The 12,861-nt window shown below is 73.0% G+C and carries 10 protein-coding genes; 3 read left to right on the plus strand and 7 right to left on the minus strand.

What is annotated here, in order from left to right:
• Positions 1-10: 10 nt before the first annotated feature.
• The 5 genes from ACM9LD_RS09020 to aspS are packed head-to-tail and all read right to left on the minus strand — an operon-like array spanning position 11 to position 7,248.
• Positions 11-1,117: a hypothetical protein gene (locus tag ACM9LD_RS09020; protein ID WP_415676340.1), complete on the minus strand. Its 1,107-nt coding sequence runs from the start codon at positions 1,115-1,117 to the stop codon at positions 11-13.
• 15 nt (positions 1,118-1,132) lie between these two features.
• On the minus strand, positions 1,133-2,050 hold the full coding sequence (locus tag ACM9LD_RS09025) for a transglutaminase family protein (protein ID WP_415676341.1): 918 nt from the start codon (positions 2,048-2,050) through the stop codon (positions 1,133-1,135).
• On the minus strand, positions 2,041-4,515 hold the full coding sequence (locus ACM9LD_RS09030) for a circularly permuted type 2 ATP-grasp protein (protein WP_415676342.1): 2,475 nt from the start codon (positions 4,513-4,515) through the stop codon (positions 2,041-2,043). The genes ACM9LD_RS09025 and ACM9LD_RS09030 overlap by 10 nt, the downstream gene beginning before the upstream one ends.
• Positions 4,512-5,441 (minus strand): DUF389 domain-containing protein, encoded by a 930-nt coding sequence (locus ACM9LD_RS09035; protein WP_415676343.1) that lies wholly within the window; start codon positions 5,439-5,441, stop codon positions 4,512-4,514. The genes ACM9LD_RS09030 and ACM9LD_RS09035 overlap by 4 nt, the downstream gene beginning before the upstream one ends.
• Positions 5,442-5,445: 4 nt before the next feature.
• Positions 5,446-7,248, minus strand: a complete 1,803-nt coding sequence (gene aspS, locus ACM9LD_RS09040) for an aspartate--tRNA ligase (RefSeq protein WP_114514548.1) — start codon at positions 7,246-7,248, stop codon at positions 5,446-5,448.
• A 97-nt stretch (positions 7,249-7,345) separates the two neighbouring features.
• Here aspS and ypfJ point away from each other — a divergent pair, with 97 nt between their 5' ends.
• Genes ypfJ through ACM9LD_RS09055 form a run of 3 tightly spaced genes read left to right on the plus strand, consistent with a single transcriptional unit; the run spans position 7,346 to position 10,384 of the window.
• Complete coding sequence (gene ypfJ, locus ACM9LD_RS09045; protein ID WP_415676344.1) at positions 7,346-8,236, plus strand: KPN_02809 family neutral zinc metallopeptidase; 891 nt, start codon at positions 7,346-7,348, stop codon at positions 8,234-8,236.
• A 4-nt stretch (positions 8,237-8,240) separates the two neighbouring features.
• Positions 8,241-8,717, plus strand: coding sequence for a hypothetical protein (locus ACM9LD_RS09050; RefSeq protein WP_415676345.1), 477 nt, complete (start codon positions 8,241-8,243; stop codon positions 8,715-8,717).
• A gap of 20 nt (positions 8,718-8,737) precedes the next feature.
• Positions 8,738-10,384, plus strand: coding sequence for a DUF885 domain-containing protein (locus tag ACM9LD_RS09055; protein ID WP_415676346.1), 1,647 nt, complete (start codon positions 8,738-8,740; stop codon positions 10,382-10,384).
• A 3-nt stretch (positions 10,385-10,387) separates the two neighbouring features.
• Here ACM9LD_RS09055 and ACM9LD_RS09060 read toward each other — a convergent pair whose 3' ends face one another.
• Both ACM9LD_RS09060 and ACM9LD_RS09065 read right to left on the minus strand, forming a co-directional pair.
• Positions 10,388-11,269 (minus strand): diacylglycerol/lipid kinase family protein, encoded by an 882-nt coding sequence (locus tag ACM9LD_RS09060; RefSeq protein ID WP_415676347.1) that lies wholly within the window; start codon positions 11,267-11,269, stop codon positions 10,388-10,390.
• On the minus strand, positions 11,266-12,855 hold the full coding sequence (locus ACM9LD_RS09065; RefSeq protein ID WP_415676348.1) for an FAD-binding oxidoreductase: 1,590 nt from the start codon (positions 12,853-12,855) through the stop codon (positions 11,266-11,268). Before ACM9LD_RS09065 ends, ACM9LD_RS09060 begins: the two co-directional genes overlap by 4 nt.
• Between the last annotated feature and the right edge of the window lie 6 nt (positions 12,856-12,861).

A 12,861-nucleotide genomic window follows, 5' to 3' on the forward strand; every position in this document is an offset into this window, starting at 1 on the left:
GCGGGGCGGGTCATAGCGCGCGGACCTCCGCGGCGGCCGCGACGGCGAAATCGCGCACGCGCGGGTCGGCGACGGCCAGGCGGTCCCAGCGGGCGGCCAGGTCGTCGTACGACCAGGCGGGCAGGCTGTCGAGGTGTCCGGCGTCGATGCGGCTCGCGGAATCGAGGCCGAGTGCCCAGTAGGTGGCGAGGGTGAGCCAGGCCAGCTTCGCGGTGGTCACGTGGCGGCGGAGCGCCACGTCGTCGGCGAGGCGCGGCCACAGGCGCACGACCTCGGAGCGCCAGGCCTCGACGATCGCGACGTCCAGGTCGGGGTCGTGGCCGTCCTCGGTGCAGTCCGGGTAGGTCAGCAGCACGTAGGCCACGTCCAGCGCGCCGTCGCGGAAGCCCGCCCACTCGTAGTCGAGGAAGCGGACGGCGCCGCCCACGACGTGGGTGTTGTCGGGACCGACGTCGGACGGGCTGAACGCCCGGAACGGTCCCTCGGTGAAGAGGGCGACCGCGGCGTCGAGCACGGCGCGCGCGGCATCGTCGACCCCACCGACGGCGGCCGGCACGGCCTCGGCGGCGCGGGCAGCCTCGCCGGCGACCGGGTCGTGGCGCGAGTCCGTGTGCTCGCGGCGGGCGAGCACCGACAGGTCGCGCTCGCGGCCGTAGGTGCCGGCGTGCATGCGGCCGAGGGCCTGCGCCCAGGCGGAGAGCACCGTGGCGGCGCCCGACGACGGCGTGCGCCGCAGCAGGTCGCCCATCGTCTCGCCCTCGCCGAGGTCCTGCAGCACGAGGATGCGCTGCTCCGCGTCGGAGGCGAGGAGCTGCGGGCCAGGCCGGGCGTCGACGGGCAGCGCGGTGGCGAACTTGTAGGCGGCGCCCTCGCGGGCGAAGGCCTCCGAGTGGTCCTTGTCGGTGTGGTCGGCGGCGCGCAGCTGCTTGATGACCACGGACCGCGGCAGCAGGGGGTTGTTGTGCAGGACCCGCACGCGCATCACCAGCGTGCGGCCCGAGCCGCCCAGATCCTCGGGTTCGCCCAGCTCGACGGAGGCGCCGACCCGGCGCCCCAGCAGGCCCTCCACCGCGGTGAGAGCCGCCCTCGTCGTCTCGTACCCCAGCGCGGTGACCATCACTTCCAACCTACCTCAGTCGGGCAGGGGCGCGACGTCCACGGAGACATGGATCTTCGATCCCTTCGATTCGGTGTAGATGACGCCGCGCAGCGGCGGAACGTCCTCGTAGTCGCGCCCCCAGGCGACGGTCACGTGCCGCTCGTCGACGAACTTGTTGTTGGTGGGGTCGAACGGCAGCCACGCGTCGCCGGGCAGCCACACGGCCGCCCAGGCGTGGGTGGCGCCGGCGCCGACGACCCGGTCCTGGCCGGGCGGCGGCTCGGTCGCGAGGTAGCCGGAGACGTACCGCGCGCCAAGGCCCTTGGACCGCAGGCAGGCGATGGCGACGCGCGCGAAGTCCTGGCAGACGCCCTCGCGGCGTTCCATGACGGTGCCGACGCGGGTCGAGACGTTCGTCGCACCCGACCTGTAGGCGAAGTCCGTGTAGATCCGCGTGGTCAGTTCCTCGACGGCCTCCACCAGCGGTTTCCCGGGGGTGAAGATCGCGTCGGCGTACGCGCGCACGGCGTCGTCGATCTCCGGCGGCCGCTGGTCGAGGCGGTACTGCGCGGCGAGCGCACCCGTCTCGCCGACGGGCCGGGCGAGCTCCCAGGGCGCGAGGGCCGGGCCCTCGTCGGTGATCGCGCGGTCCAACGGGTCGACCTCGACGACGGACTCGCCGCGCACCAGGAGCCGCGTGTGCGGCGACGTCACGTGGAAGTAGGTGTCGGTGTTGCCGTAAGCGTCGACCCCCTCCGAGCGGTCCGAGGGCTCCGGCCCGACGATGATGGCGTGCTCGTCGACGCGCTGGTCGGACAGCTCCCGCGGCGAGAGGTAGCAGCGGCCGAAGCTGGAGGTGACCTCCGCGTCGTAGGTGTAGGTGGTCTCGTGCACCACACGGTAGCGGCGCGTCCGGGAGTCCTCGGTGCGCCGGGAGAAGCTCAGCCCCACGATTGCACCCCCACCCAGATCGGACGGGCGGCCGCGGGCGGCGCGAATCGGGTGCGCTCGAGCACGTCGGAGACCTCCCGCACGCCCTCGTCGACGGCGTCCAGCAGGGCATCGATCTCCGACCGGCGGCCGTCGATGATCGTCTCGGCGTCGTCGAGGTCGAAACGCCCCAGCTGCGCCAGGACCTCGCCGACGGTGCGCTCGCACGCCGCGCTGCGCAGCTCGTCGGGCAGCTGCGCCAGATCGGCGGAGAGCGCCGTGAGCGCGGCGACGAGCGAGCGCGGATTCGTCGCGTCGAGGAACATCAGGTCGACCGCGGCGCCCGCGCGGAGCACGGCGCGGTGCCGGCGCCGGTAGGTGACGGCGGACTCGCAGGTCACGAGGTACGCCTCGAGCAGGCCCGCCTCGATCTCGGCGGGGTTCTCGGGGACGACCATCGCGCGGGTCACGGCAGTGAGCTGCAGCGCCCGCTCGATGCGGCGGCCGGCGTCCATCATGAGCCACGCCGGGTCCTGCACCAGCGACTCCCGGCCGAGGCCGGCGAACGCCAGCAGCGAGACCAGCACCTCGCCGAGGGTCTGGTCGAGCTGCTCCCCAGCGTCGTCGCGGTCGGCGGCGAGCCGCCCCAGCGAGCGCTCGGCGCCGCTGAGCACCAGCCAGGTGTCGGTGGACATCTGGTCGCGGACCGCCCGCAGGCACGCCCGCAGGCGCACGCCGGAGTGCGCGACGCTGCCCGGCACGTCCACGTCGAGGGTGAGGCGGCGCAGCCGCGCGAGCACGTCGGTCTGCTCGGTGCCCTCCACGACGATCGGGCCGAGCTGGTCGGTCACGGTGGCCGCGACCACCGCGTCGAGCAGCGGCTGCAGGACGTCGGCGCCCGCCTGCCACGGGCGGTGACGGAACTCGCGGCTCCGGTCGTGGGCCATCGACAGCATCCGGACGGTGGCCTCGGCGCGCTCGGCGTACCGGCCGATCCAGAACTGGTCCGAGAGCACGCGCGGCGTCGCGACGGGCCCGCTCGCGGCGATGCCGATCCGTCCCGAGCGGGGCGCGGTCGCCACCCGGGCGGGTGCGCGCAGGTCCTCCGAGGAGGGCACCCACACGTCGCGGGCGGCCGACGAGTGCAGCAGCGCGCCGTCGGCACCGTCGACGAGCACCTGGCCGAGCCCGCCCGGCAGCACGGTGTACCCGGACTCCTGCGCGAGGGCGAAGGCGCGCAGCGCGAATCCGCGCTCGGTGACGGCGCCGCGCTCGACGGCGGGCCGGCCGGTGAACGGGACGAGGGTCTTGACGCACCAGGCCGTCGGGTCGGCGGCGATCCGCTGCCGCAGCTCGTCAACCGCGGCGACGGTGAGCGCCCCGCCCGCGAAGCGCTCGCCGGTGGCGAAGTTCAGCACGAGCCGGTCGTCGAGCGGACCGTCGACCGCGGCGCGGCCGGCCGGGGTCGCGGCGTGCAGCGTCGGCGTGGACGGCAGCAGGAGATCCTCGTCGAGCAGGTCGCGGCACAGCTGCGGCAGGTAGGCGTGCAGGGCGGGGTTCTCGAGCACGCCCGAGCCGAGCGTGTTGACGACGGTGACCGCCCCGCGGGTCATCATCTCCACCAGGCCGACGACGCCGAGCTGCGAGTCGGTGCGCAGGTCGAGCGGGTCGGAGAACTCGGAGTCGACGCGGCGCAGGATCACGTGGACGCGCTTCATCCGGCCGAGCGAGCGCATGAACACGCCCCCGTCACGGACCGTCAGGTCGGACGCCTCGACGAGCGGGAAGCCGAGGACGGACGCGAGGTAGGCCTGGTCGAAGGCGGTCTCGGAGAACGAGCCGGGGCTGAGCACGACGACGGTCGGGTCGTCGACGCCGGGCGGCGCCGCCTCGACCAGCTGGACACGCAGGGCCGCCGCGAAGGACGCGACGGGACGCGGCGTCTCGGACCGGAGCTCGCGCGGCAGTGCGCGGGAGGTCACCCGGCGGTCGGCGAGCGCGTAGCCCACGCCCGACGGGGCCTGGGTCCGGTCCGCGACCGCGACGTACCCGGTCACCTCGTCGCCGGCGGCCTCGCCGAGGTCGACGCCGTGCAGGAACAGCGAGCGCGGGCCGGGCGACGGGACGCCGACCGCCCGCCGGATGAAGCCGGGGTGCGCGAACAGCACCTCGGGCGGCACGGTGCCGCTGCGCAGGGTGCGCTGCTCACCGTAGAAGTCCTTGAGAACCGCGTCGAGCAGCAGCGAGCGCTGTGCGACGCCACGGGCGAGGGCGTCCCACTCCTCCGCGCCGAGCAGCACCGGCAACGGGTCGAGCCGCCACGGCCCGGGCTCGGTCGCCGCTCCGGGGACGGCCGGGTCGTGGGCCGGGGGCAGCGCATCGAGGGCGTTGTAGGTGATGCCCTCGTCGTCGATGAGGCCGCGGACCCGGGCGGACAACCGCCGCAGGCCGGCCGCGTCGAGCTCGCGGAGCGCGTCGATGCTCACAGGCCCACCTGCTCCCGCATGTCGCGCCACGCCGCGGGGCGCAGGACCAGCACGAGGACACCCGCGACGACGATGCCGACCAGGTTGATCGCGAGCTGCCCCGTCGATTCGAGGGCGCGATGCCACTCCCCGACCGTCGCGGCGACCACGGCGTATCCGGCGGCGGGCACCGTCGTGACGGAGATGAAGACGCCCACCAGGGCGGCCGACTTCGCGGTGACCATCGAGATCATGCCGGCGGCACCGGCGAGCAGCGCGACGATGAGCGAGAACGGCCCGACGCGGTAGATGAAGTCGACCTGGCCCGCGGAGTCGAGGACGTCGACGGTGAACAGGTCCGCGGCGAGCGCGGCCTCCGCGCCCAGCCAGGTGCACAGCATCGCCACGGGGAAGCCGACGGACAGCGCGATCACCGGGCGCACCGCGAAGTGCAGACGACGGGTGGCGAGCGCCACCGCGATCGCGGCGAGCGGCCCGAACTCCGGCCCCACGACCATCGCGCCGACCACCGTGACCGGCGAGTTGGTCACCACGCCGACGGCGGCCAGCAGGACCGCGAGCACCAGGAAGGCCAGGAAGGTCGAGTTGAGCGTCGATTCCTCGCGGGTCCGGGCGGTCAGTTCCTCCCAGACCACGGCGTCCGACGGGTCGCCGGGCACCGCCTTCTCCGCGGCGTCCGCGGCATCGGAGAGCACCGTGTCCAGCGTCGAGACGGTCACGGCGCCCTCGTCCGGGATGCCGAGCTCCTCGAGGCCCTGCAGCACACGGTGCGCCGCCTCGCGGGTGACGTCGGCGCCGACCACGTCGCCCGCGGGGGCGAGCGCGGCGGCGGGCGCCAGCGTGATGTGCGTGACGCCCGGCGACCGGAACAGCGCGAGTACCGCGTCGGTCCGGTCCGGCGGGCTGATCACCCGGATGTGGCGCACGCGGCTACTTCTGCTCGGCGCCCTGGTCCGCCGCGGCCTGCTCCGGCTTCTTGGGCTTGGCGTCCATGCCCGACTCGCGGCGCTGCTGAACCGTGATGGCCGCGGGCGCGTCGGTGAGCGGGTCGACGCCGCCGCCCGACTTCGGGAAGGCGATGACCTCGCGGATCGACGGCGCGCCGGCGAGCAGCGAGACCACACGGTCCCAGCCGAAGGCGATGCCGCCGTGCGGCGGGGCGCCGTAGGAGAAGGCGTCGAGGAGGAAGCCGAACTTCTCGCGGGCCTGCTCCTCGTCGATGCCCATGATCGCGAACACGCGCTCCTGAACGTCCTTGCGGTGGATACGGATCGAGCCGCCGCCGATCTCGTTGCCGTTGCAGACGATGTCGTAGGCGTAGGCCAGGGCGCTGCCCGGGTCGGTGTCGAAGGTGTCGATCGACTCCGGCTTGGGGCTGGTGAAGGCGTGGTGCACCGCCGTCCAGGCGCCGTCGCCCACGGCCACGTCGCCGGAGGCGGTCGCGTCGTCGGCGGGCTCGAACAGCGGCGCGTCGACGACCCAGGTGAAGGCCCAGTCGCCGTCCTTGATGAGGCCCAGCTTGTCGGCGATCTCGCCGCGGGCCGCGCCGAGCAGGGCGCGCATCGTCTTGGTGGGGCCGGCGGCGAAGAAGACGCAGTCACCCGGCTGGGCACCCACGTGGGCCGCGAGGCCGGCGCGCTCGTCGTCCGAGAGGTTCTTGGCGACGGGGCCGGTCAGCTCGCCGTCCTCGCCGATCAGCACGTACGCGAGGCCGCGGGCGCCGCGCTGCTTGGCCCACTCCTGCCACGCGTCGAGCTGGCGACGGGGCTGGCTCGCGCCGCCCGGCATGACCACCGCGCCGACGTACGGCGCCTGGAAGACGCGGAACGGCGTGTCCTTGAAGTACTCGGTGCACTCGACGAGCTCGAGACCGAAGCGCAGGTCCGGCTTGTCGGAGCCGAAGCGGCGCATGGCCTCGGCGTAGGTCAGGCGCGGGATCGGCGTGGGGATCTCGTGGCCGATGAGCGACCAGAGCGCCTTGACGATCTGCTCGCCGAGGGCGATCACGTCCTCCTGGTCCACGAAGCTCATCTCGATGTCGAGCTGGGTGAACTCGGGCTGCCGGTCGGCGCGGAAGTCCTCGTCGCGGTAGCAGCGCGCGATCTGGTAGTACCGCTCCATGCCGGCGACCATGAGCAGCTGCTTGAACAGCTGCGGGCTCTGCGGCAGCGCGTAGAACGTGCCGGGGCGCAGCCGCGCGGGCACGAGGAAGTCGCGGGCACCCTCCGGGGTGGACCGGGTCAGCGTCGGCGTCTCGATCTCGGTGAAGTCGTTGAGCGCCAGGATGTTGCGCGCCACGGCGTTGGCCTGGCTTCGCAGCTTGATCGCGGCGGCGGGGGCCTCGCGACGCAGGTCCAGGTAGCGGTACTTCAGGCGCGCTTCCTCGCCCGGCTCCTCGTCGAGCTGGAAGGGCAGCGGCGCCGACTCGTTGAGCACGGTCAGCTCGGTCACGTTGACCTCGATGGCGCCCGACGGCAGGTTCGGGTTCTCGCTGCCCTCGGGCCGCTTCTCGACGGTGCCGGTCACCAGGACGCAGTACTCGGAGCGCAGCCGGTGCGCCTGCTCGGCGACGTCCGACTCGCGGAAGACGACCTGGGCGACGCCGGAGCTGTCGCGCAGGTCGATGAAGATCACTCCGCCGTGGTCACGCCGACGCGCCACCCAGCCCGCGAGGGTGACGACGGTGCCGGCATCCTCTGCACGCAACGATCCGGCCAGGTGAGTGCGCAGCACTTTCGGGGTGTCCTTTCGACGGGGAATCTTCGAGCGCCTGTCATGCTACGGGGCGAACCGGTTCACGATCTCACCCCTGTCGTGGAATGCTGTGCGCATGACCTTTCAGGGCAACGGGCCGCTCGACACCAGTAACGTCAGCGCAGGCGGCGGTGGCGGCATGGGCCGCGGCATGATCATCGGCGGCGGTGGCATCGGCACGGTCGTCATCGGCCTGCTCATCTACTTCCTCACCGGCAGCACCGGCGGGATCTCGCCGTCCCCACAGGGCGCGGGAAACGGAGCGGTCTCGCAAGCCGACCAGCAACTCGATCAGCATCTCAAGAGCTGCACCTACGAGCTGGCTAACACCGACACCGCGTGTCGCATCGTCGCGACGACGAACTCCCTGAACAAGGTGTGGCCGACGGTCCTGCGCGGCTACCAGCCCCCGCGCGGCGGGACGAAGATCATGCCCGTGAACGCGCAGTCCATCAACACCGCGTGCGGCGTGGCGGGTGCCGACACCGGCCCGTTCTACTGCCCGAGCGACCAGGTCGCCGTGTTCCAACTCGACTTCATGGACCGCGTGATCAAGAAGATGGGCGGCACCAACGCGCCGTTCTCGCAGGAGTACATCGTCGCGCACGAGTTCGGGCACCACGTGCAGACCCTGCTCGGCGACATCAACAAGGCGCAGCAGGGCCGCGGCGCGCAGGGCGGCTCGGTCCGCGTGGAGCTGCAGGCCGACTGCTATGCGGGCGTCTGGGCGGCCCACGCGGACAAGGGCGCGGACGCGATGCTCAAGCCGCTGACGCAGCAGGAGATCTCGGACGCGATCACCACCGCGCAGGCCATCGGCGACGACACGATCCAGCGCAACGCGGGGCGCAACGTCAACCCCGAGTCCTTCTCGCACGGCACGTCGGAGCAGCGCGTGCGGTGGTTCTCGCAGGGCTACCGGACCGGCGCTCCCGCGCAGTGCGACACGTTCAGCGGCACCATCTGATCCGGTGCTCGAAACGCTGATCCGCTGGGCCGCATACCTGGGTGGGTGGCTGCTCGTCGCGGGGCCGATGATCCAGGCGCGACTGGAGCTGGAGGCGGAGGCGACCGAACTGAGCGGCATCGGCGAGGTCGTCCGCAGCACCGCGCCGCCCTCGCACCTGTCGCGCTGGTGGTGGCTCGTGCCGCCGGTCGCGATGTTCCTCACCCGGCGACGCCAGTCCGCGTTCCTGAACACGCTCGGTGATCGCCTCGACACCGCGCAGATGGCGAAGCTCGCGCGGTTCTTCGCCGTCGCCCGGGCGTGGATGATCGTGGCCTGCGGCGCGGCGCTCATCGCGATCAAGGAGACCTACGAGCTCGCCCATCACCACCACTGGGGCGCGACCGGATTCTGGCTCCTCGTCCTGATCGCCGCGGTCGGTGTGGCCACGACCAACGCGGCCACCTGGAAGAAGCCGGGCCGGGCCACGCGCGGCCTGTAGGCCCGGCATACCCTGGTCGCATGCCGGACGCTGCCGCTGCGAACACGCCCATCGACCAGCTCGCCAACACGCTCGCCCTGCGGGTCGCGGCCACGGACCCGATCCTGGCGACACACGCGGGGATCACCGAGCTCAACGACAGGCTCACCGACTTCTCCCCCGCCGGCGTGGAGGCGAAGGCCGCCGTCGGGCGGGAGACGCTGGCGCAGCTCGACGGGCTCACCGAGGAGAACGACGCCGACCGCGTCACGGCCGCCACCCTCCGCGAGCGGCTGGGCGTGCACGACGCGATCCACGACGCCGGCCGCACCGTCGGCGAACTGAACGTGATCGCCTCGCCGATGCAGGACATCCGCGACGTCTTCGACCTGACCCCGTCGGGCACGCCGGACGAGATCGCCACGCTCACCGCGCGGCTGGAGGCCGTGCCGTCCGCCGTCGATTCCGCCGTGGAGGGCCTGCGGGTCCGCCTCGCCGACGGTGCCTGGCCCTTCGCCGAGCTGCAGGTGCGGGAGGTGCTGGAGCAGGCCCGCAAGGCCGGCGACCAGGTCGCGGCGAACGTCGACCGGCTGGGCGAGGGGGCACCGTCGGACCTGAAGGACCGGGTGCGGGCCGCGTTCGCCGGGTACGCGGACGTCCTCGAGACCGAAGTCCTGCCCGCCGCGAAGGCGCTCGACGAGCCCGGCGGGCTGGGCGTGGGCCGCGACGTCTATCCGCTGTACTCGCGGCTGTACCTGGGCGCGGACGTCGATCTCGAGGAGACCTACGCCTGGGGGCAGGAGCTGCTCGCCGGCATCGTCGCCGAGCAGGAGCAGGTCGCACACCGCCTCTACCCGGGTGCCACGGTGGCCGGGGCCCTCGCTCGACTCGACACCGAGCCGCGGTACACGCTCCACGGCACCGACGCGCTGCAGGAGTGGATGCAGAAGACCTCCGACGAGGCCGTCGCCGCCCTGGCCGGGACCCACTTCGACATCCCCGCCGAGCTGCACCGGCTCGACTGCAAGATCGCGCCGAGCAACTCGGGCGGCATCTACTACACCGGGCCGTCCGCCGACCTGTCGCGCGCGGGCGCGATGTGGTGGTCGGTGCCGGACGGCGTGACCGAGTTCCACACCTGGCAGGAGAAGACCACCGTCTACCACGAGGGCGTGCCCGGCCATCACCTGCAGATCGGGCAGTCGGTGATCGCGCCGCTCAACGTCTTCCGCAAGCTCGCGTCGTTCGTCTCCGGGCATGGCGAGGGCTGGGCGCTGTATGCGGAGCGGCTCATGCGCGACCTGGGTTTCCTCGACGACGACGGCGACCTCATGGGCATGCTCGACTCGCAGCGGCTCCGCGCCTCGCGGGTGGTGCTGGACATCGGCGTGCACTGCGGTTTCGAGGCGCCCGGCGAGGTCGGTGGCGGGGCGTGGACGTACGACAAGGGCTGGGCCTTCCTCCGCTCGCACGTCGCCATGTCCGACGAGCAACTGCGCTTCGAGTACCACCGCTACCTGGGCTGGCCGGGACAGGCACCGTCGTACTCCGTGGGCCAGCGGGTGTGGGAGCAGACCCGCGACGCCTACCTCGCCGCCCACCCCGGATCCACGCTCAAGGACTTCCACCGCGACGCCCTCGCGCTCGGCGGCATGGGCCTGGACGCGCTCCGCGCCGCGATCGTCTGAGCGTCAGCGGGGCACGAGAACGGGCAGGACGGCCTTCCGGATCCCGACGGTGACGGGCAGCTCCTGCAGGTAGTCGCCGTCGGCGTGCACGGGGATCGGGCGATCGGCGCTGACGAGAACTTCCTGGCCGCTGAAGGTCAGCACCTCGGCTCGCGCGACGTGCGCTCCGGTCTTCGCCTCCCCCATCGCGCTGATGAGCTTCAGCTTGTTCCCGCCACCGTCGACGGCGAGCACCTCGATGCGACCGTTGTCGGAGGCCGCAGCGGGGACCATGTGCAAGCCACTGCCGTACCAGCCGGAGTTCGCGATGACGACCATGTGCACCGGGCCCTCGTAGGCGGCACCGTCGACCTCGATGCGGAACCCGGCGGGCTTCCAACGGAGCGCGGCGATCGCCGGGGCGAGGCGGTACGCGAGCGGTCCCATCCAGCGCAGCTTGTTGATCAGCTCGGTGGCCACCGAGTCCAGGCCGACGTAGACGTTGCCGACGGCGATCTCGTCGCCGACGGTGAGCACGTCGAGATCCCTGCGGCGGCCGTCGGCGAGAACGTCGGCGATGGCGGACGGCTCGTCGGGAATGCACAGGTGGCGGGCCATGTCGTTGCCGCGGCCCGCGGTGACGATGCCCATCGGCGCGCCCGGCACGCGGAGGACGCCGGTGGCGACCTCGCGGATCTGACCGTCGCCGCCGACCGCGACGGTCAGCGCGCCCGACGCGGCGGCCTCCTCGGCGAGCCGACGGGCGTCGGTGCTCGACGTCGACTCGACGACGTCGGTGGAGACGTCCCGACGGGCGAGCTCCTCGGCGACGGCGGCCCACCGGACCCGGGCGATCCCGCCGCCCGAGATCGGGTTGAGGACGGCGATGACATCCGTGGCGGTCACGGGAGCAGGATCCCGGGGTTGAGCACGCCCTGCGGGTCGAGGGCGTCCTTGACCGCGCGCAGGGCGGTCACCTGCACGTCGCCGATCTCCTCCAGGTAGGTGGCGCGGTGGTCGGTGCCGACGGCGTGGTGATGCGTGATGGACGCGCCGGCGGCGCGGATCGCGGCGTTGGCGGCGGCCTTCGCGGCGCCCCACTGGGCGAGCGGATCCTCCAGCGCCTTCGCGATCACGGTGAAGTACAGCGAGGCCCCGGTCGGGTACACGTGCGAGATGTGGCACATGACGACGGCCGGCGTGCCCTGCTCACCGAGGGCGGTGGTGAGCGCGGCGGTGACGTCGGCCTTGAGCCGGTCGACGTTCGACCAGAAGGTCACCGTCTCCAGCGTCTCGACGAGCGCGCCCGCGTCGAGCAGCGGATCGCGCAGGTACGGGCCGCGGAACCGCCCGGCGCGCCACGCCTCCCCCGGCTCCTCGCCGAGGAACTCGCCGCCCAGCTCGATCAGGCGCGCGGAGACGTGGCCGTCGCGGCAGTCGACGTCGGGCTCGTCGCCCTCGAAGCCGACGACCATGAGGCAGCCGCCGACGGCCGCCTGGCCGGCGGCGCCGGGATTCGCGAGGTTGAGGCCGGTCTCGGCCTCGTCGGACAGGCGCAGCACCGTCGGGCGGACGGAGCTCTGGGCCAGCACGCGCATCGCGTTCGCGCCGGTCGCGAAGTCGGGGAAGCGCCAGCCGTAGAAGCGGCGGACCGTCGGGACGGGGTGCACCCGGACGCGGACGGCGGTGACGACGCCGAAGGCGCCCTCGGAGCCGAGGAAGAGCTGCCGCAGGTCGGGGCCGGCGGCGGACTTGGGGGCGGTGCCGATCTCGGCGACGCCCTGCGGCGTGGCGACGGTGAGCCCGACGACCATCTCGTCGAACCGGCCGTAGCCGATCGAGGACTGCCCGGCGGAGCGGGTCACGGCGCAGCCGCCGACGGTGGCGCCCTCGTAGGACTGCGGGAAGTGGCCGAGCTCGTAGCCGTGCTCGGCGAGCAGGCGCTCAGCCTCGGGCAGGCGGGTCCCGGCCGCGAGCGTCGCGATCTGGGAGACCGCGTCGAGCTCGATCAGGCCGGACAGGCCCCGGAGGTCCAGCGCGACGACGGGGCGGGTGCGCTCCGGCGCGAGGCCGCCCGTGACGGACGTGCCGCCCGCGAACGGGCTGAGCGTGAGGTCCTTCGCGGCGCAGACGGCGAGCACCTCGGCGACCTGCTCGGCCGTCGACGGGGTCACGACCGCATCCGGCGCGTCGGAGGTGTCGCCGGCACGGAACCTCAGCAGGTCCGGCGTGGAGTAGCCGCGCAGGTGCGCGAGCCGGGTAGCGTCGTCGGTGGCGACCGTCACACCCGTCTTCTGCAGGGCCGCGAGGGCCCGGCCGGAGACGCGCGACGGCATGAGGAAGGGCTGCTCGGGCTCCCCGGGGCCGCCCTCGATGCCGAGCATCGTGAGGGCGCCGAGCACCGAGTCGGACAGGTGCATGGGGTTCGCGGGATCACCCCAGCGGCCGGGCTCGAAAGCGACGACGGGCAGATCCACCTCGGACGAAGTCATGATACA

The sequence above is a fragment of the Tsukamurella hominis genome (assembly GCF_965137015.1).
GTDB lineage: Bacteria > Actinomycetota > Actinomycetes > Mycobacteriales > Mycobacteriaceae > Tsukamurella > Tsukamurella hominis.

Excerpts from the sequence above, each read along its gene's own strand:
- ACM9LD_RS09065 (WP_415676348.1), bottom strand. The coding sequence starts at position 12,855 with ATGACTTCGTCCGAGGTGGATCTGCCCGTCGTCGCTTTCGAGCCCGGC.
- ACM9LD_RS09020 (WP_415676340.1), bottom strand. The coding sequence starts at position 1,117 with ATGGTCACCGCGCTGGGGTACGAGACGACGAGGGCGGCTCTCACCGCG.
- ACM9LD_RS09055 (WP_415676346.1), top strand. The coding sequence starts at position 8,738 with ATGCCGGACGCTGCCGCTGCGAACACGCCCATCGACCAGCTCGCCAAC.
- ypfJ (WP_415676344.1), top strand. The coding sequence starts at position 7,346 with ATGACCTTTCAGGGCAACGGGCCGCTCGACACCAGTAACGTCAGCGCA.